Source organism: Pseudomonas sp. S2_B07 (assembly GCF_054668435.1).
Window position 1 is genome coordinate 4,263,540 of sequence record NZ_CP162769.1, and the last position, 19,388, is coordinate 4,282,927.

The window sequence follows — 19,388 nt, forward strand, 5'->3', positions numbered from 1 at the left end:
GTTGCAGCTACAGAGTGTAAGGCCAGCCGGGTTGGGCTGGCCAAAACTTTCCTCTCAGCGCGGCCAGCGTTTTGGCAGCTGTGCCGCCAGATCCAGTGCCTTGCGGTATTCCGCGTCCAGCCGTGCGACCAATTGATCGACACTCGGCAAATCATCGATTTCCCCAACGCCCTGACCCGCAGACCACACGGTTTTCCAGGCTTTGGCTTCGTCGCTGACCGGTTTCAGTTTGGAACCGAAGTTGACCTCACCCTTGTTTTGCAAGGCCGCCATGTCGAAACCGGCGGCTTCCAGGCTTTGGCGCATGAAACTTGCCGGTATGCCGGACACCGCAGGAGTATGGACGATGTCCGCCGCCCTGGAAGTCAGCAACATTTCTTTGTATGCGTCAGGCGCATGACTTTCAGTGGTGCCGATAAATCGCGTACCGAAGTAGGCCAAATCCGCACCGAGCAATTGTGCCGCGAGAATCTCGTGGCCATGGTTCAGGCAGCCGGCCAGCAACAGCGTCTTGTCGAAGAACTGACGAATTTCGGCAATCAGCGAGAACGGACTCCAGGTGCCAGCGTGGCCACCGGCGCCCGCAGCCACGGCGATCAACCCGTCCACACCAGCCTCGGCGGCTTTTTCCGCGTGGCGGCGAGTCGTCACGTCGTGGAACACCAGGCCACCATAGCTGTGCACGGCGTCGACCACTTCTTTCACTGCACCGAGACTGGTAATCACAATCGGCACTTTGTGCTCGATGCAGATCGCCAGGTCCGCTTGCAGGCGTGGGTTGCTGTTGTGGACGATCAGGTTGACCGCATAAGGGGCCGGGTTCTCCAGTATCGCCAGGCCTGCCTCGATCTCTTCCAGCCAGGCCTTGAACCCGCTGCTCTCGCGCTGGTTGAGCGCGGGGAAACTGCCCACCACGCCATTACGGCAGCAGGCGAGCACCAATTGCGGATTGGAAATCAGGAACATCGGCGCAGCCACGACCGGCAGACGCAAACGTTGTTCGAGCAGAGCGGGCAGCGACATTGGAAGTACCCCGGAAAGTGGTGCGTATTAAAGTTAGAACGGCCGAACGACGACCAGAATGACGATAGCCAGCAATATCAGAACCGGGACTTCATTGAACCAGCGATAAAAGACATGGCTGCGGGTGTTTTCGCCACGGGCAAAGCGCTTCACCTGCGCACCGCACATGTGGTGGTAGCCGATCAGGATCACCACCAGGGTCAGTTTGGCGTGAATCCATGCGCCTTGACTGAAGATGCTCGGATTGAGGGCGATCAGCGCAATGCCGAAGATCAGGGTGGCGATCATCGCCGGGCCCATGATGCCTCGGTACAGCTTGCGCTCCATGACGCTGAAGCGTTCCTTGCTGACCGTGTCCTCGCTCTGTGCGTGATAGACGAACAGGCGCGGCAGGTAGAACAGGCCGGCAAACCAGCAGACCATGCTGACGATATGAAACGCTTTGAGCCACAAATAGAGCATTTTTAGTTATTCCCAGGTTCACGGTAGCCCGGATAGTAGAGGCTTGAGCGGCCGCACGTCACCTTGCCGGTTGTCGCAGGACGATACGCACCCTATTATCGACGGCTTTCCAGTGGGTTCGTTGAGGGCAGGTTTATGGTCAAGGTCGGTATCGTCGGCGGCACGGGTTACACCGGTGTCGAACTGCTGCGTCTGTTGGCACAGCATCCGCAAGCTGAAGTGGTAGTGATCACTTCCCGATCCGAGGCTGGCCTGGCCGTGGCCGACATGTACCCGAACCTGCGAGGCCATTACGACGGCCTGGCGTTCAGCGTTCCGGACATCAAGACATTGGGTGCTTGCGACGTGGTGTTCTTTGCCACACCACACGGCGTTGCCCATGCGTTGGCGGGCGAACTGCTGGCAGCCGGGACCAAGGTCATCGACCTGTCAGCGGACTTTCGTCTGCAGGACTCTGTTGAGTGGGCCAAGTGGTACGGCCAGCCGCACGGTGCTCCGGAACTGCTGGAAGAGGCGGTTTACGGTTTGCCGGAAGTCAATCGTGAACAGATCAAGGAGGCTCGCCTGATCGCGGTGCCAGGTTGCTACCCGACCGCTACCCAATTGGGTTTCCTGCCACTGCTCGAAGCGGGCCTGGCGGATACCACGCGCTTGATCGCTGACTGCAAATCCGGTGTCAGCGGAGCGGGTCGTGGCGCCTCTGTAGGATCGCTGTACTCCGAAACGTCGGAAAGCATGAAGGCTTATTCGGTGAAAGGTCACCGTCACTTGCCGGAAATCCGCCAAGGGCTGCGTCGTGCAGCAGGCAAGGACGTCGGCCTGACCTTCGTTCCGCACCTGACGCCAATGATTCGCGGCATTCACTCGACGCTTTACGCAACCGTCGTGGATCGCTCAGTCGATCTGCAAGCGTTGTTTGAAAAGCGCTACGCCAATGAACCGTTCGTCGATGTAATGCCAGCCGGCAGCCACCCGGAAACCCGCAGCGTGCGCGGGGCCAATGTGTGCCGTATTGCCGTGCATCGTCCGCAAGATGGCGACCTGGTCGTCGTGCTGTCTGTGATCGACAACCTGGTCAAAGGCGCGTCGGGTCAGGCGGTGCAGAACATGAACATTCTGTTCGGCCTGGACGAGCGCTTCGGCTTATCCCACGCCGGCATGCTGCCGTAAGGCGCAATCGCGGAGAGCAAAAAGGCCCATTGAATGGGCCTTTTTGCATTCTGGTCGGACAGTTTGCTTGATTGATATACCGTAACAATAGTTGACCGATTTTCTAGGAGAAGCGGATAATGCGCGTCATCACGCATTATGGCGGCGTAACGCCGGGAGATAGTCAGCATGAGCGTCGAATCCTTCACCCCCACGGCTTTGCAATTCACCCACGGTGCCGCGCACAAGGTGAAGAGCCTGGTCGATGAAGAGGGGAATGATCGCTTGAAGCTGCGCGTATTCGTTACGGGCGGCGGTTGTTCAGGTTTTCAGTACGGCTTCACCTTCGATGAAGAAGTGGCCGATGACGACACCATCGTCGAGCGCGAGGGCGTGAGCCTGGTCGTGGACCCGATGAGCTTCCAGTACCTGGCAGGCGCCGAGGTGGATTATCAGGAAGGTCTGGAAGGTTCGCGTTTCGTGATCAAGAACCCGAACGCCAGCACTACCTGTGGCTGCGGTTCTTCATTCTCGATCTGATCGCACCTTCAGCACACTGTAAAACGCCGCAGGACCTTGTGGGTTATGCGGCGTTTTGCTGTCTGGGGTTTATGCGGGGTAGATCGCACCGAGTACGCGCTGGCCGCGGGCGCCGGTGACGCTTGGGCGGTTGGCGGCGATGCCTTCGAGGCAGCAATGGGCCAGCCAGGCGAAAGCCATGGCTTCAACCCAGTCGGGGTCTACACCGTGAGTGGCGGTGCTGCTGACTTGCGCATTCGGCAGCAAGCCGGCCAAGCGCTTCATCAGCGTCGTATTGTGCGCGCCGCCGCCGCAGACCAGCAGTTCTTGAGTGTTCGACTGGGCGTGTTGCAGTGACTCAGCGATGGTCAGCGCGGTGAGTTCGAGCAGCGTGGCTTGCACGTCTTCGGCGGCGAAGGTCGGTAGCTTCGACAAATGCTGTGTCAGCCAGGGCAGGTTGAACACTTCGCGGCCAGTACTTTTTGGGCCTTTGGTCACGAAGAAGGGATCGCTGAGCAATTCATTGAGCAGATCCGGTTCGACGTTGCCGCTGGCGGCCCATTGGCCGTCACGATCGAAGTTGTCGCCGCGCTGCTGGTGAATCCAGGCATCCAGCAGCACATTGCCCGGACCGCAGTCGAAACCCGCAACCGGTTTACCGGGTTCAATCAGGCTAAGGTTGCTGAATCCGCCCACATTCAACACCGCGCGATGACCTGCGCTTTCATCAAACAAGGCTTCGTGGAAGGCGGGAACCAGCGGAGCACCTTGCCCGCCTGCGGCCACATCGCGGCTGCGGAAGTCACTGACTACGGTGATGCCGGTCAACTCGGTCAGCAGGGCGGGGTTGCCGATCTGCACGGTAAAGCCGCGCGCCGGTTCGTGGCGAATGGTCTGGCCGTGGCTGCCAATCGCGCGAATGTCTTCGGGCTTCAGGTTTTGTTGATCGAGCAGGGAGTGAATGCCCTGGGCCGCCAGTCTTACCCAGTTTTGTTGGGCGATGGCGGAGCGGGCAATCTCGTCCGGGCCGCTGGCGCACAAGCCAAGCAGCTCGGTGCGCAGGGACTCCGGCATGGGAATGTAGTGCGTGGCGATCAGTTTGATCGCCGGGGAGAGCTCAACCAGCGCGATGTCCAGGCCATCGAGACTGGTTCCGGACATCACACCAATATAGAGCGTCATGGCTTAGCGCTTGCTCGAAGCCAGCAGGGTGGCCTTCTCTTGATCCATGCGCGCCATCAGCGGCTGGCTCTGCGCGAGGAAGCGCGAGCGCTCAGCCTTGGCGATCGGATCGGCCATTGGCAACTTCTGGCCCAGTGGATCGACGTGAACGCCGTTGACCTGGAACTCATAGTGCAAGTGCGGGCCGGTGGAGAGCCCGGTGGTGCCGATGAAGCCGATGACCTGGCCCTGTTTAACCGTGCCTCCAGTCTTCACGCCTTTGGCGAAGCCTTGCATGTGGCCATACAGCGTGGTGTAGGTGGCGCCGTGCTGGATGATCACGGTGTTGCCATAGCCGCCGCGGCGACCGGCCAACAATACTTTACCGTCGCCGGCAGCCTTGATTGGCGTGCCCCGTGGTGCTGCATAGTCAACGCCTTTGTGGGCGCGAATTTTGTTCAGGATCGGGTGCTTGCGGCCCATGGAGAATTTCGAACTGATGCGGGCGAAATCAACCGGGGTACGGATGAACGCTTTGCGCATGCTGTTGCCGTCAGCCGTGTAGTAGCTGCTGTTGCCTTGTTTGTTGATGTAACGCACAGCGGTGTAGGTCTTGCCGCGGTTGGTGAAACGTGCGGAAAGGATCGGGCCGTTGCCGACAGGCTTGCCGTTGACGACTTTTTGCTCGTAGATCACATCGAACTCGTCACCCTGGCGAATATCCTGGGCGAAGTCGACGTCGTAGCCAAACACGCTGGCCATGTCCATGGTCAGGCTGTGGGACAGTCCGGCGCGAGCGGCGGATTGCGACAACGAGCTGTTGATGACGCCATGAACGTAGGCGGAACGCACGGTGGGCTTGGCAGTGATGCGGTTGAACACATAACCCTTGTCATTCTTGGTCAGGGTAATGCTTTCGACGTCGCTGATCTTACTGTGCAGGTTGGTCAACTGGCCTTTAGGGTCCAGTTCGAATTCGAGCTTCTGCCCATGTTTAAGCTGACTGAACTGCTTGGCTTGCTTGTCGCTGGCGAGGATTTCATGCACCGCAGCGGCCGGGAGGCCAACTTTCTCAAACAGTGTGGAGAGCGTATCGCCTTTGGAGACGATCACTTCCCTATGGTTTGGAGCCTTCTTTTCTTCGACCACAGGCGCGGCCTGAGCGGTTTCCTGCGGTTCTTCGGCGGCGTTTTCGATCTGCGCGAAAGGGGAGGCTACGGGTTCATTTGTGGCTTGAGCAGCCTCTGCAGCGTCTTGTTCTTGTGACAGTTGATCAGCAGGGGTTTCCAGTTCAAGACTCAGGGTGGTCTTTTTGGCTTCAACATCGCTGGAAGGGAATACCAGAAGCGCCAGGCTCAGCAGAGCGGCGATGCCACTTGCTGCGAGCAGGTGGGTCTTCGGGTAAAGCGGTGGCGCTTTAGACGATTCTTTGGTCATAAGTGATTTTTGACTTTGAAAAAAGATGAATTGGAAAAGATGAATGACATGATGAAGATGAAATAACTGTATAAAATATAACCAAATCATCTCTGAAGCAAGTCCGCGGACACTCTGCCGGCGGATTGGCGTCATTGCGCCGGCCAAACTTTGTATTTGACGCGTGATCTTGTATGGTTGGTCCCCTTTGAATTCGAGCCTTGCGGGTCTGTTATGAAGTCGGTTGAAGAGCAGCTAGCGCTGATTAAACGTGGTGCGGAAGAACTGTTGGTCGAGTCCGAGCTGATCGAGAAGCTCAAACGTGGCCAACCGCTACGTATTAAGGCTGGCTTCGATCCGACTGCGCCGGATTTGCACCTGGGTCACACCGTGCTTATTAATAAGCTGCGCCAGTTCCAGGAGCTGGGGCATCAGGTGATCTTCCTTATCGGTGACTTCACCGGAATGATTGGTGATCCGAGCGGGAAGAGTGCGACTCGTCCGCCGCTTACCCGCGAGCAGGTCCTCGAGAATGCCGAGACCTACAAGACCCAGGTCTTCAAGATTCTTGATCCGGCTAAAACCGAAGTTGCGTTCAACTCCACCTGGATGGATCAGATGGGGCCGGCCGACTTCATTCGCCTGACTTCGCAGTACACGGTCGCGCGCATGCTCGAGCGCGACGATTTCGACAAGCGCTATACAACCAATCAGCCCATCGCGATTCATGAGTTCCTCTATCCGCTGGTTCAGGGTTATGACTCGGTCGCGCTGCGTGCAGATGTCGAGTTGGGCGGTACCGATCAGAAGTTCAACCTGTTGATGGGGCGCGAGCTTCAGCGCGGGTACGGTCAAGAGCCGCAGTGCATTCTGACTATGCCGTTGCTCGAAGGCCTGGATGGCGTGAAGAAGATGTCCAAGTCTCTGGGCAATTACGTCGGTATCCAGGAAGCGCCGGGTGTCATGTACAGCAAGCTGGTTTCCATTCCGGATGCACTGATGTGGCGTTACTTCGAATTGCTCAGCTTCCGCTCCATGGAAGAGATCAATGTATTCCGTGCCGATGTCGAGGCTGGTGCGAACCCGCGCGACATCAAGATCAAGCTGGCTGAAGAGATTGTTGCGCGTTTCCATGGAGAGGAGGCTGCGGCCAATGCTCACCGTGGAGCAGGCAATCGTATGAAGGAGGGTGAGCTGCCGGATGATCTGCCTGAGATCGAATTGACTGCTGCTGAAGATATGCCGATTGCGGCTGTTCTTAATAAGGCAGGTTTGGTGAAGAATTCGGCGGTGGCGCGTGACCTGTTGAATGCTGGCGGTGTACGTATAGATGGTGAGGTGGTTGATCGCACCTTTATATACGTACTGGGCGCGACGCACGTTTGTCAGGCCGGTAAGAAGTCATTTGCGCGTATTACGCTGAAATCCGAGTAAAGCTGCAAATCATTGCTTGACGGCAGATTCTGGATGTCTATAATTCGCCCCACTTCCGGCGCAGTCGAAACGGAAAACTCCTTGGTAAACAAAGAGTTACGCAGTTTTCGGCAGCAAGCGGCTTCAGGTCATCGAAGCGCGAAAGGAGTTGAAAAAGAGGTGTTGACAGCAGCGTGTAACGCTGTAGAATTCGCCTCCCGCTACCGAGTGATCGGAAGCGCAAGTGGTTGAAGTTGTTAAAGATTTCCAAGCGAAACTTTGAAAACTTCTGAAAATAACCGCTTGACAGCAACAGAGGCTGCTGTAGAATGCGCGCCTCGGTTGAGACGAAAGATCTTAACCAACCGCTCTTTAACAACTGAATCAAGCAATTCGTGTGGGTGCTTGTGGAGTCAGACTGATAGTCAACAAGATTATCAGCATCACAAGTTACTCCGCGAGAAATCAAAGATGTAACCAACGATTGCTGAGCCAAGTTTAGGGTTTCTTAAAAACCCAAAGATGTTTGAACTGAAGAGTTTGATCATGGCTCAGATTGAACGCTGGCGGCAGGCCTAACACATGCAAGTCGAGCGGTAGAGAGAAGCTTGCTTCTCTTGAGAGCGGCGGACGGGTGAGTAATGCCTAGGAATCTGCCTGGTAGTGGGGGATAACGCTCGGAAACGGACGCTAATACCGCATACGTCCTACGGGAGAAAGCAGGGGACCTTCGGGCCTTGCGCTATCAGATGAGCCTAGGTCGGATTAGCTAGTTGGTGAGGTAATGGCTCACCAAGGCGACGATCCGTAACTGGTCTGAGAGGATGATCAGTCACACTGGAACTGAGACACGGTCCAGACTCCTACGGGAGGCAGCAGTGGGGAATATTGGACAATGGGCGAAAGCCTGATCCAGCCATGCCGCGTGTGTGAAGAAGGTCTTCGGATTGTAAAGCACTTTAAGTTGGGAGGAAGGGTTGTAACCTAATACGTTGCAATCTTGACGTTACCGACAGAATAAGCACCGGCTAACTCTGTGCCAGCAGCCGCGGTAATACAGAGGGTGCAAGCGTTAATCGGAATTACTGGGCGTAAAGCGCGCGTAGGTGGTTCGTTAAGTTGGATGTGAAATCCCCGGGCTCAACCTGGGAACTGCATTCAAAACTGACGAGCTAGAGTATGGTAGAGGGTGGTGGAATTTCCTGTGTAGCGGTGAAATGCGTAGATATAGGAAGGAACACCAGTGGCGAAGGCGACCACCTGGACTGATACTGACACTGAGGTGCGAAAGCGTGGGGAGCAAACAGGATTAGATACCCTGGTAGTCCACGCCGTAAACGATGTCAACTAGCCGTTGGGAGCCTTGAGCTCTTAGTGGCGCAGCTAACGCATTAAGTTGACCGCCTGGGGAGTACGGCCGCAAGGTTAAAACTCAAATGAATTGACGGGGGCCCGCACAAGCGGTGGAGCATGTGGTTTAATTCGAAGCAACGCGAAGAACCTTACCAGGCCTTGACATCCAATGAACTTTCCAGAGATGGATTGGTGCCTTCGGGAACATTGAGACAGGTGCTGCATGGCTGTCGTCAGCTCGTGTCGTGAGATGTTGGGTTAAGTCCCGTAACGAGCGCAACCCTTGTCCTTAGTTACCAGCACGTTATGGTGGGCACTCTAAGGAGACTGCCGGTGACAAACCGGAGGAAGGTGGGGATGACGTCAAGTCATCATGGCCCTTACGGCCTGGGCTACACACGTGCTACAATGGTCGGTACAGAGGGTTGCCAAGCCGCGAGGTGGAGCTAATCCCAGAAAACCGATCGTAGTCCGGATCGCAGTCTGCAACTCGACTGCGTGAAGTCGGAATCGCTAGTAATCGCGAATCAGAATGTCGCGGTGAATACGTTCCCGGGCCTTGTACACACCGCCCGTCACACCATGGGAGTGGGTTGCACCAGAAGTAGCTAGTCTAACCCTCGGGAGGACGGTTACCACGGTGTGATTCATGACTGGGGTGAAGTCGTAACAAGGTAGCCGTAGGGGAACCTGCGGCTGGATCACCTCCTTAATCGACGACATCAGCTGCTCCATAAGTTCCCACACGAATTGCTTGATTCATTGAAGAAGACGAAAGAAGCAGCCCGAAATTGGGTCTGTAGCTCAGTTGGTTAGAGCGCACCCCTGATAAGGGTGAGGTCGGCAGTTCGAATCTGCCCAGACCCACCAATTTTGTGTGGGAAACGCCTGTAGAAATACGGGGCCATAGCTCAGCTGGGAGAGCGCCTGCCTTGCACGCAGGAGGTCAACGGTTCGATCCCGTTTGGCTCCACCACTACTGCTTCTGTTAGTAAGAAAGCTTAGAAATGAGCATTCCATCGTTGAGATGGTGAATGTTGATTTCTAGTCTTTGACTAGTTCGTTCTTTAAAAATTTGGGTATGTGATAGAAAGATAGACTGAACGTTACTTTCACTGGTAACGGATCAGGCTAAGGTAAAATTTGTGAGTTGCTCTTAATTGAGTATTATCGAATTTTCGGCGAATGTCGTCTTCACAGTATAACCAGATTGCTTGGGGTTATATGGTCAAGTGAAGAAGCGCATACGGTGGATGCCTTGGCAGTCAGAGGCGATGAAAGACGTGGTAGCCTGCGAAAAGCTTCGGGGAGTCGGCAAACAGACTTTGATCCGGAGATGTCTGAATGGGGGAACCCAGCCATCATAAGATGGTTATCTTAAGCTGAATACATAGGCTTAAGAGGCGAACCAGGGGAACTGAAACATCTAAGTACCCTGAGGAAAAGAAATCAACCGAGATTCCCTTAGTAGTGGCGAGCGAACGGGGACTAGCCCTTAAGTGGCTTTGAGATTAGCGGAACGCTCTGGAAAGTGCGGCCATAGTGGGTGATAGCCCTGTACGCGAAAATCTCTTAGTCATGAAATCGAGTAGGACGGAGCACGAGAAACTTTGTCTGAATATGGGGGGACCATCCTCCAAGGCTAAATACTACTGACTGACCGATAGTGAACTAGTACCGTGAGGGAAAGGCGAAAAGAACCCCGGAGAGGGGAGTGAAATAGATCCTGAAACCGTATGCGTACAAGCAGTGGGAGCCCACTTGTTGGGTGACTGCGTACCTTTTGTATAATGGGTCAGCGACTTATTTTCAGTGGCGAGCTTAACCGAATAGGGGAGGCGTAGCGAAAGCGAGTCTTAATAGGGCGTCTAGTCGCTGGGAATAGACCCGAAACCGGGCGATCTATCCATGGGCAGGTTGAAGGTTGGGTAACACTAACTGGAGGACCGAACCGACTACCGTTGAAAAGTTAGCGGATGACCTGTGGATCGGAGTGAAAGGCTAATCAAGCTCGGAGATAGCTGGTTCTCCTCGAAAGCTATTTAGGTAGCGCCTCATGTATCACTGTAGGGGGTAGAGCACTGTTTCGGCTAGGGGGTCATCCCGACTTACCAAACCGATGCAAACTCCGAATACCTACAAGTGCCGAGCATGGGAGACACACGGCGGGTGCTAACGTCCGTCGTGAAAAGGGAAACAACCCAGACCGTCAGCTAAGGTCCCAAAGTTATGGTTAAGTGGGAAACGATGTGGGAAGGCTTAGACAGCTAGGAGGTTGGCTTAGAAGCAGCCACCCTTTAAAGAAAGCGTAATAGCTCACTAGTCGAGTCGGCCTGCGCGGAAGATGTAACGGGGCTCAAACCATACACCGAAGCTACGGGTATCACTTAGGTGATGCGGTAGAGGAGCGTTCTGTAAGCCTGTGAAGGTGAGTTGAGAAGCTTGCTGGAGGTATCAGAAGTGCGAATGCTGACATGAGTAACGACAATGGGTGTGAAAAACACCCACGCCGAAAGACCAAGGTTTCCTGCGCAACGTTAATCGACGCAGGGTTAGTCGGTCCCTAAGGCGAGGCTGAAAAGCGTAGTCGATGGAAAACAGGTTAATATTCCTGTACTTCTGGTTATTGCGATGGAGGGACGGAGAAGGCTAGGCCAGCTTGGCGTTGGTTGTCCAAGTTTAAGGTGGTAGGCTGGAATCTTAGGTAAATCCGGGATTCTAAGGCCGAGAGCTGATGACGAGTGTTCTTTTAGAACACGAAGTGGTTGATGCCATGCTTCCAAGAAAAGCTTCTAAGCTTCAGGTAACCAGGAACCGTACCCCAAACCGACACAGGTGGTTGGGTAGAGAATACCAAGGCGCTTGAGAGAACTCGGGTGAAGGAACTAGGCAAAATGGCACCGTAACTTCGGGAGAAGGTGCGCCGGTGAGGGTGAAGCATTTACTGCGTAAGCCCATGCCGGTCGAAGATACCAGGCCGCTGCGACTGTTTATTAAAAACACAGCACTCTGCAAACACGAAAGTGGACGTATAGGGTGTGACGCCTGCCCGGTGCCGGAAGGTTAATTGATGGGGTTAGCTAACGCGAAGCTCTTGATCGAAGCCCCGGTAAACGGCGGCCGTAACTATAACGGTCCTAAGGTAGCGAAATTCCTTGTCGGGTAAGTTCCGACCTGCACGAATGGCGTAACGATGGCGGCGCTGTCTCCACCCGAGACTCAGTGAAATTGAAATCGCTGTGAAGATGCAGTGTATCCGCGGCTAGACGGAAAGACCCCGTGAACCTTTACTATAGCTTTGCACTGGACTTTGAATTTGCTTGTGTAGGATAGGTGGGAGGCTTTGAAGCGTGGACGCCAGTTCGCGTGGAGCCAACCTTGAAATACCACCCTGGCAACTTTGAGGTTCTAACTCAGGTCCGTTATCCGGATCGAGGACAGTGTATGGTGGGTAGTTTGACTGGGGCGGTCTCCTCCTAAAGAGTAACGGAGGAGTACGAAGGTGCGCTCAGACCGGTCGGAAATCGGTCGTAGAGTATAAAGGCAAAAGCGCGCTTGACTGCGAGACAGACACGTCGAGCAGGTACGAAAGTAGGTCTTAGTGATCCGGTGGTTCTGTATGGAAGGGCCATCGCTCAACGGATAAAAGGTACTCCGGGGATAACAGGCTGATACCGCCCAAGAGTTCATATCGACGGCGGTGTTTGGCACCTCGATGTCGGCTCATCACATCCTGGGGCTGAAGCCGGTCCCAAGGGTATGGCTGTTCGCCATTTAAAGTGGTACGCGAGCTGGGTTTAGAACGTCGTGAGACAGTTCGGTCCCTATCTGCCGTGGACGTTTGAGATTTGAGAGGGGCTGCTCCTAGTACGAGAGGACCGGAGTGGACGAACCTCTGGTGTTCCGGTTGTCACGCCAGTGGCATTGCCGGGTAGCTATGTTCGGAATAGATAACCGCTGAAAGCATCTAAGCGGGAAACTAGCCTCAAGATGAGATCTCACTGGGACCTTGAGTCCCCTGAAGGGCCGTCGAAGACTACGACGTTGATAGGTTGGGTGTGTAAGCGCTGTGAGGCGTTGAGCTAACCAATACTAATTGCCCGTGAGGCTTGACCATATAACACCCAAGCAATTTGCGTCGAAAGGCCAGATTGCGGTGTGTGAAGACGATACAAAGTCGAAAATTCGAAACGAAACACACAAATCTATTGCATACCCATTCGCTGGAGCGTGATCTCGCAAGAGAAAACGACCTGGCTACCGAATTTCTTGACGACCATAGAGCATTGGAACCACCTGATCCCATCCCGAACTCAGCAGTGAAACGATGCATCGCCGATGGTAGTGTGGGGTTTCCCCATGTGAGAGTAGGTCATCGTCAAGATTAAATTCCGAAACCCCTATCTGCGTATGCAGGTAGGGGTTTTGTTTTGCCCGCTGGAAATCCGTCTTGTCGGTTTTCTATGCAACGGCTCGGGGCATGGCTATCATGCGGGCCTCATTGTGAGGCGAGACTTGCATGCTGACGTTGTTAAAGCTTCTTAAAGATGGCCGGTTCCATTCGGGCCAGACCCTGGGTGCTGCACTGGGGATCAGTCGTAGTGCGGTGTGGAAGCAGCTTCAGCATCTAGAGGCTGAGCTTGGCTTGTCAGTTCATAAGGTGCGCGGTCGCGGATATCAGCTGGCTGCACCGTTGACGCTATTGGATCCTGTCGCCATATCGGACGAGGCGCCTGCTTGTGGCTGGCCAATTTTGCTCTTCGACTCAATAGACTCCACCAACGCTGAGGCCTTGCGCGCTATCGAGCGTGGTCAGGCTGCGCCATTTTTGGTGCTTGCCGAGCGCCAGACAGCTGGTCGCGGGCGGCGAGGGCGCAAGTGGGTCAGCCCTTTTGCAGAGAACGTCTATTACAGCCTGGTATTGCGCATTGATGGTGGAATGCGGCAGCTGGAGGGTTTGAGCCTCGTTGTCGGTCTTGCTGTCATGCAGACATTGCGAGCGCTCGGTGTTCCAGGAGCGGGATTAAAATGGCCCAACGATGTTTTGGTGGGGCAGAAAAAGATCGCCGGGATATTGCTCGAATTGGTGGGTGATCCTGCGGATGTCTGTCACGTAGTGCTGGGTGTTGGAATAAACGTCAATATGCAGATGACTGAAGAGGTTGATCAGCTATGGACGTCAATGCGTCTGGAGTCAGGTAAGGCCTTTGACCGCAATCACCTGGTTTCGGAATTGGGCTCGATGCTCCAGAAATACCTGGCTCGACACCAGTTAGACGGATTTTCCTCTATCCAGTCGGAGTGGGAGCAAAACCATCTTTGGCAGGGGCGGGCAGTGTCTTTGATTGCCGGCGTAAGCCAGATAGATGGTGAGGTATTGGGTATCGACAGTCAGGGGGCTTTGCGCTTGAAAGTAAATGGCGTTGAAAAAGTCTTTAGTGGTGGTGAGCTCAGTTTGAGGTTGCGCGATGATTCTTGAGCTCGACTGTGGAAACAGTTTTATCAAATGGCGTGTGCTCTGTGCAGATGTCCGGCGAGTGTTTAGTGAAGGTGTGGTTGATTCGGATGATGCTTTGTTGGAGGGCTTGAGCAATCTAGATGGGCTCGCACTTAAGCATTGTCGGTTGGTCAGCGTTAGAACGGCTGAAGAAACCGCTGCTTTAGCTTCTATATTGACGCAAGCTTTCGGTGTATCCGTGGTGTGCGCGACTCCAGCCCGCGAAATGGCCGGAGTACGCAACGGGTATGACGAGTTTGAGCGGCTGGGTCTCGATCGCTGGCTTGCGATGCTCGGAGGGTTTCATCTGGCTTCCGGCGCGTGTCTGGTGCTTGATTTCGGTACCGCTGTGACGGCCGACTTCATTGCAGCGGACGGGGAGCACCTCGGTGGCTTTATCTGTCCTGGGATGCCCTTAATGCGCAACCAGTTGCGAACCCATACTCGAAAAATTCGATACGGTGACCTGGCTGCCGAGCGAGCGCTCGAAAGTCTCGCTCCTGGCCGTACAACCGTCGAAGCGGTAGAGCGAGGGTGCTCTCTTATGCTGAGGGGGTTTGTCCTGACTCAGTTGGAGTTGGCGCGTAGTTACTGGGGGGATGAGTTTACTGTATTCCTTACCGGGGGCGATGCGACGCTGGTTTCCGGAATCGTGCCCGAAGCCAGGCTGGTTCCAGACCTGATTTTTGTAGGTTTAGCGATGGCATGTCCATTGTCCTGAGGTTTTTATGCGCTGGTTGTTCCTCTTGCTGCTCGTACTCAACGTCTTCTATTACATTTGGCATCAACAAGAGGCCCCGCTGCGGGCGAAAGATGTAACGCCTTTGAGCTTGTACCGAGGGGCGCAACAGGATATTCGCTTGTTAAGCGAGGCGGCGGAAACGACTCGAGATAAAGGAAAATCCGCAGAGGCGGTTAATGGTTGTCTCTATTTGGGGGGCTTTGCTCGCCAGGAGACCGTCCTGCTGGTAGGGCGCCGACTGGGAGAGATAGGCGTCAAGTATCAGTCTTTGCCGAAAGACGCCGTCGAGTCGTCTGGTTATTGGGTGCGTGTAGCCCCCGAAAGCCAGCGTTTGCTGGATGATTTGCAGCTGCTAAACCTTTCTAAAGAATTCAATGAGTTAAAACATAAAATAATGCCGTGTGAGGGGGTTGCACCGGCTGAATAGTTTGCATAGAATGGCGCCCGCTTCGCAGTGAAGACCTTTAGCGGTCAGCAGTGCGGAAGCGGTGTCAATGCAGCTAACCTCAGGTTTTTAATGAGAAAAATGCTTGACAGAAGGCTGGCATGATGTAGAATGCCGGCTCGCTTAGGAGGGGTTCCCGAGCGGCCAAAGGGATCAGACTGTAAATCTGACGTCTACGACTTCGAAGGTTCGAATCCTTCCCCCTCCACCAATTTTAGCGAGAGCTGCAAGCTCCGCGGGTATAGTTTAGTGGTAGAACCTCAGCCTTCCAAGCTGATGATGCGGGTTCGATTCCCGCTACCCGCTCCAAGTTTGCAGATCCTGCAAAGTGTTACGCTCTTGTAGCTCAGTTGGTAGAGCACACCCTTGGTAAGGGTGAGGTCAGCGGTTCAAATCCGCTCAAGAGCTCCATATAACAAGGCAGATATGAAAATATCTGCCTTTGTTTTAATGGTTGATATTACTTGCTCAATTCTTTTGTTGGGGGTTGTTTCGATGGCTAAGGAAAAGTTCGATCGTTCGCTGCCGCACGTTAACGTTGGTACTATCGGTCACGTTGACCATGGTAAGACTACGCTGACTGCTGCTCTGACTCGCGTTTGCTCCGAGGTTTTCGGTTCGGCCATCGTTGATTTCGATAAAATCGACAGCGCGCCAGAAGAAAAAGCTCGCGGTATCACCATTAACACCGCACACGTCGAGTACAACTCGAAGATTCGTCACTATGCTCACGTTGACTGCCCAGGTCACGCTGACTATGTGAAGAACATGATCACTGGTGCTGCCCAGATGGACGGCGCTATCCTGGTTTGCTCGGCCGCTGATGGTCCGATGCCACAAACCCGTGAGCACATCCTGCTGTCCCGTCAGGTAGGCGTTCCGTATATCGTGGTTTTCCTGAACAAGGCTGACCTGGTAGACGACGCTGAGCTGCTGGAACTGGTTGAGATGGAAGTGCGCGATCTGCTGAGCACTTACGACTTCCCGGGCGACGACACTCCGATCATCATCGGTTCGGCGCGTATGGCTCTGGAAGGCAAAGACGACAACGAAATGGGCACCACTGCCGTTCGTAAACTGGTTGAGACTCTGGACAGCTACATCCCAGAACCAGTTCGTCTGACCGACAAGCCGTTCCTGATGCCAATCGAAGACGTATTCTCGATCTCCGGTCGCGGTACTGTTGTGACTGGTCGTATCGAGCGCGGTATCGTTCGCGTTCAGGATCCACTGGAAATCGTTGGTCTGCGTGACACTACCGTCACCACCTGCACCGGTGTTGAAATGTTCCGCAAGCTGCTCGACGAAGGTCGTGCTGGCGAGAACTGCGGCGTGCTGCTGCGCGGCACCAAGCGTGACGACGTTGAGCGTGGCCAGGTTCTGGTTAAGCCGGGTTCGGTTAAGCCGCACACCAAGTTCACCGCAGAAGTTTACGTTCTGAGCAAGGAAGAAGGCGGCCGTCATACTCCGTTCTTCAAAGGCTACCGTCCACAGTTCTACTTCCGTACTACTGACGTGACTGGTAACTGCGAGCTGCCAGAAGGCGTTGAAATGGTAATGCCAGGTGACAACATTCAGATGACTGTTACCCTGATCAAAACCATCGCGATGGAAGATGGTCTGCGTTTCGCTATCCGTGAAGGCGGTCGTACCGTCGGCGCTGGCGTCGTAGCCAAAATCATCGAGTAAATTGTTGTAATGTCTTTTTCGGGCCGGCATAATGGTCGGCCTGATTTTGTTTTAGGTCAGTAGCTCAATTGGCAGAGCGACGGTCTCCAAAACCGTAGGTTGGGGGTTCGATTCCCTCCTGACCTGCCAGATTCACTTGGTGTGTCTGGCTTTCTTTTCACAGGATCTTCATAGATGACTCCTAAAGCTGAAGCTCAAGGCTCTCGCTTCGATCTGCTCAAGTGGCTAGTAGTAGTCGCTTTGGTGGTTGTTGGCGTTGTTGGCAATCAGTATTACTCTGCTTCGCCGATCCTGTACCGTGTACTTGCACTGCTCGTCATTGCTGCTGTAGCTGCCTTTGTAGGCCTGCAGACAGTCAAGGGCAAGTCTTTCTTTGTACTGGTTAAGGAAGCTCGCACTGAGATTCGTAAAGTCGTATGGCCAACTCGCCAAGAAACCACGCAGACCACGTTGATTGTTGTGGCTGTTGTTCTGGTTATGGCGTTGCTGTTGTGGGGGCTTGATTCCCTCCTCGGCTGGCTTGTTTCCTTGATTGTCGGCTAAGGGTGTCCCGTGGCTAAGCGTTGGTACGTTGTGCATGCTTACTCCGGTTACGAGAAGCATGTCATGCGCTCGTTGGTAGAGCGCGTAAAGCTGGCTGGCATGGAAGATGGCTTCGGCGAAATTCTGGTTCCCACTGAAGAAGTGGTTGAAATGCGTAATGGCCAGAAGCGCAAAAGCGAGCGCAAGTTCTTCCCAGGTTACGTGCTGGTACAGATGGATATGAACGAGGGTACTTGGCACTTGGTCAAGGATACGCCTCGGGTGATGGGCTTCATTGGCGGTACTGCCGATAAGCCTGCGCCAATTACAGATAAAGAGGCAGAAGCAATTCTGCGTCGCGTTGCTGATGGTAGTGATAAGCCGAAGCCGAAGACATTGTTCGAGCCGGGCGAGTCGGTACGGGTCAATGACGGGCCGTTTGCTGATTTTACTGGCACGGTTGAAGAAGTTAACTACGAGAAGAGCCGGATCCAAGTGGCAGTGCTCATTTTCGGTCGCTCTACCCCGGTAGAGCTAGAGTTCAGCCAGGTCGAAAAGGTCTAGCTGAGCAAGCATCCCAACCCCGCAGCCCTAGGCTGTGGGGTTTTGTCGTCACTGGGATAAACGCGCAAGTAACCGGGGAGCCTTTCGAGGCGTTTGAACCCGTAATTGGAGTGCCTCATGGCCAAGAAAATTACCGCTTACATCAAGCTGCAAGTGAAGGCCGCTCAGGCTAACCCAAGCCCACCTGTTGGTCCTGCTCTGGGTCAGCACGGCGTGAACATCATGGAATTCTGCAAGGCCTTCAATGCCCGTACTCAGGGTCTTGAGCCAGGTCTGCCGACTCCAGTGATCATCACTGTCTACAGCGACCGTAGCTTCACTTTTGAAACCAAGTCCACCCCTGCTTCGGTTCTGCTGAAGAAGGCTGCTGGTCTGACTAGCGGTTCCGCTCGTCCGAACACCGTTAAGGTTGGCACCGTGACCCGTGCTCAGCTGGAAGAAATCGCGAAAACCAAAAACGCGGATCTGACTGCAGCTGATATGGAAGCAGCCGTGCGTACTATCGCCGGTTCTGCTCGTAGCATGGGCCTTAACGTGGAGGGTGTGTAATGGCTAAGTTGACCAAGCGTCAAAAGGCTATCGCCGGCAAAATCGAAGCAGGCAAGGCCTACAACTTTGTAGACGCTGCTGCTCTGCTGGCTGAGCTGTCGACTGTCAAGTTCAGCGAGTCGTTCGACGTTGCTGTTAACCTGGGTGTTGACCCGCGTAAATCTGACCAGGTTGTTCGTAGCGCTACTGTGCTGCCACACGGCACTGGCAAGACCGTTCGCGTTGCTGTGTTCACCCAGGGTCCAGCTGCTGAGGCCGCTCTGGCTGCCGGCGCTGACCGTGTAGGTATGGACGACCTGGCTGCCGAAATGAAAGGCGGCGACCTGAACTATGACGTAGTTATCGCATCCCCGGATGCAATGCGCGTTGTTGGTCAGTTGGGTCAGATCCTCGGTCCACGCGGCCTGATGCCTAACCCTAAAGTCGGCACCGTAACTCCAGACGTAGCTACCGCGGTTAAAAACGCCAAAGCTGGTCAGGTTCGTTATCGCACCGACAAAAACGGCATCATCCACACTTCCGTTGGCAAGATCGGCTTCGACGCCGTCAAGCTGAAGGAAAACGTTGAAGCCCTGATCGCTGATCTGAAGCGTATCAAGCCAGCTTCCTCGAAAGGCATTTACGTCAAGCGCGTTACCCTGAGCACCACTATGGGCCCAGGTCTGGTCATCGACCAAAGCTCGCTCGACGCGTAAGACACAGGTTGGCGCGAGCGATCGCGCCAATTGAAAGATTGGGGTCCCTGCCTGGCGGGGGCTATCCAAGACCGTAGGCGACGCAAGTCTTAAACCTCAAGCCTACGCAGATGGTGCTCCCGGTTCCTTACCGAATCAGACACCAAAACGACATCCGGCTTCGGCCAGATGAAACGGTAACAAGCAGGA

At 54.6% G+C, this 19,388-nt stretch carries 15 protein-coding genes, 6 tRNA genes and 3 rRNA genes; 20 read left to right on the top strand and 4 right to left on the bottom strand.

Annotation, left to right across the window (positions count from 1 at the left end; translation table 11 throughout):
• Positions 1 to 54: 54 nt before the first annotated feature.
• Both AB4N43_RS19575 and hemJ read right to left on the bottom strand, forming a co-directional pair.
• Entirely contained in the window at positions 55 to 1,023 is a 969-nt protein-coding gene (locus AB4N43_RS19575; protein ID WP_027926756.1) for an NAD(P)H-dependent flavin oxidoreductase, read from the bottom strand.
• A gap of 33 nt (positions 1,024 to 1,056) precedes the next feature.
• On the bottom strand, positions 1,057 to 1,485 hold the full coding sequence (gene hemJ / locus AB4N43_RS19580) for a protoporphyrinogen oxidase HemJ (RefSeq protein ID WP_027926757.1): 429 nt from the start codon (positions 1,483 to 1,485) through the stop codon (positions 1,057 to 1,059).
• Between the two features lie 135 nt (positions 1,486 to 1,620).
• Between hemJ and argC the strand changes: the two genes are divergently transcribed.
• Entirely contained in the window at positions 1,621 to 2,655 is a 1,035-nt protein-coding gene (gene argC / locus AB4N43_RS19585; RefSeq protein WP_027926758.1) for an N-acetyl-gamma-glutamyl-phosphate reductase, read from the top strand.
• 168 nt (positions 2,656 to 2,823) lie between these two features.
• A complete protein-coding gene (gene erpA, locus AB4N43_RS19590) occupies positions 2,824 to 3,174 on the top strand; it encodes an iron-sulfur cluster insertion protein ErpA (RefSeq protein WP_007947969.1) in 351 nt (116 codons plus the stop codon).
• A 69-nt stretch (positions 3,175 to 3,243) separates the two neighbouring features.
• Here erpA and AB4N43_RS19595 read toward each other — a convergent pair whose 3' ends face one another.
• Positions 3,244 to 4,335: an anhydro-N-acetylmuramic acid kinase gene (locus AB4N43_RS19595; protein ID WP_027926759.1), complete on the bottom strand. Its 1,092-nt coding sequence runs from the start codon at positions 4,333 to 4,335 to the stop codon at positions 3,244 to 3,246.
• 3 nt (positions 4,336 to 4,338) lie between these two features.
• The gene (locus AB4N43_RS19600) at positions 4,339 to 5,751 is read right to left on the bottom strand and encodes a peptidoglycan DD-metalloendopeptidase family protein (protein ID WP_027926760.1); all 1,413 of its coding nucleotides are present in this window, start codon (positions 5,749 to 5,751) and stop codon (positions 4,339 to 4,341) included.
• Positions 5,752 to 5,964: 213 nt separating this feature from the next.
• Between AB4N43_RS19600 and tyrS the strand changes: the two genes are divergently transcribed.
• The 18 genes from tyrS (at position 5,965) to rplA (ending at position 19,199) form a co-directional block, all read left to right on the top strand.
• Positions 5,965 to 7,164, top strand: coding sequence for a tyrosine--tRNA ligase (gene tyrS, locus AB4N43_RS19605; RefSeq protein ID WP_027926761.1), 1,200 nt, complete (start codon positions 5,965 to 5,967; stop codon positions 7,162 to 7,164).
• Between the two features lie 507 nt (positions 7,165 to 7,671).
• A 16S ribosomal RNA gene (locus tag AB4N43_RS19610) occupies positions 7,672 to 9,208 on the top strand.
• A gap of 81 nt (positions 9,209 to 9,289) precedes the next feature.
• Positions 9,290 to 9,366 (top strand) — tRNA-Ile (locus AB4N43_RS19615).
• 30 nt (positions 9,367 to 9,396) lie between these two features.
• Positions 9,397 to 9,472 (top strand) — tRNA-Ala (locus tag AB4N43_RS19620).
• Positions 9,473 to 9,722: 250 nt separating this feature from the next.
• A 23S ribosomal RNA gene (locus tag AB4N43_RS19625) occupies positions 9,723 to 12,613 on the top strand.
• Between the two features lie 151 nt (positions 12,614 to 12,764).
• Positions 12,765 to 12,880 (top strand): 5S ribosomal RNA (gene rrf, locus AB4N43_RS19630).
• Together the 16S, 23S and 5S rRNA genes with 2 tRNA genes alongside form the textbook arrangement of a ribosomal RNA operon.
• Positions 12,881 to 13,015: 135 nt before the next feature.
• Positions 13,016 to 13,975, top strand: a complete 960-nt coding sequence (gene birA / locus AB4N43_RS19635; RefSeq protein WP_027924381.1) for a bifunctional biotin--[acetyl-CoA-carboxylase] ligase/biotin operon repressor BirA — start codon at positions 13,016 to 13,018, stop codon at positions 13,973 to 13,975.
• Positions 13,965 to 14,714: a pantothenate kinase gene (locus AB4N43_RS19640; protein WP_027924380.1), complete on the top strand. Its 750-nt coding sequence runs from the start codon at positions 13,965 to 13,967 to the stop codon at positions 14,712 to 14,714. The genes birA and AB4N43_RS19640 overlap by 11 nt, the downstream gene beginning before the upstream one ends.
• Positions 14,715 to 14,721: 7 nt before the next feature.
• The gene (locus AB4N43_RS19645) at positions 14,722 to 15,162 is read left to right on the top strand and encodes a hypothetical protein (RefSeq protein WP_027924379.1); all 441 of its coding nucleotides are present in this window, start codon (positions 14,722 to 14,724) and stop codon (positions 15,160 to 15,162) included.
• A 144-nt stretch (positions 15,163 to 15,306) separates the two neighbouring features.
• Positions 15,307 to 15,391: transfer RNA gene (locus tag AB4N43_RS19650), tRNA-Tyr, on the top strand.
• A gap of 24 nt (positions 15,392 to 15,415) precedes the next feature.
• Positions 15,416 to 15,489, top strand: a tRNA-Gly gene (locus AB4N43_RS19655).
• A gap of 26 nt (positions 15,490 to 15,515) precedes the next feature.
• Positions 15,516 to 15,591, top strand: a tRNA-Thr gene (locus AB4N43_RS19660).
• Positions 15,592 to 15,675: 84 nt separating this feature from the next.
• On the top strand, positions 15,676 to 16,869 hold the full coding sequence (tuf, locus tag AB4N43_RS19665; RefSeq protein ID WP_027924378.1) for an elongation factor Tu: 1,194 nt from the start codon (positions 15,676 to 15,678) through the stop codon (positions 16,867 to 16,869).
• 53 nt (positions 16,870 to 16,922) lie between these two features.
• Positions 16,923 to 16,998 (top strand) — tRNA-Trp (locus AB4N43_RS19670).
• Between the two features lie 45 nt (positions 16,999 to 17,043).
• Complete coding sequence (secE, locus tag AB4N43_RS19675) at positions 17,044 to 17,412, top strand: preprotein translocase subunit SecE (protein WP_007896620.1); 369 nt, start codon at positions 17,044 to 17,046, stop codon at positions 17,410 to 17,412.
• Between the two features lie 9 nt (positions 17,413 to 17,421).
• Positions 17,422 to 17,955 (top strand): transcription termination/antitermination protein NusG, encoded by a 534-nt coding sequence (nusG, locus tag AB4N43_RS19680; RefSeq protein WP_007896622.1) that lies wholly within the window; start codon positions 17,422 to 17,424, stop codon positions 17,953 to 17,955.
• A 117-nt stretch (positions 17,956 to 18,072) separates the two neighbouring features.
• A complete protein-coding gene (gene rplK / locus AB4N43_RS19685) occupies positions 18,073 to 18,504 on the top strand; it encodes a 50S ribosomal protein L11 (RefSeq protein ID WP_007933726.1) in 432 nt (143 codons plus the stop codon).
• A complete protein-coding gene (rplA, locus tag AB4N43_RS19690; protein WP_003186095.1) occupies positions 18,504 to 19,199 on the top strand; it encodes a 50S ribosomal protein L1 in 696 nt (231 codons plus the stop codon). The genes rplK and rplA overlap by 1 nt, the downstream gene beginning before the upstream one ends.
• Positions 19,200 to 19,388 lie beyond the last annotated feature (189 nt).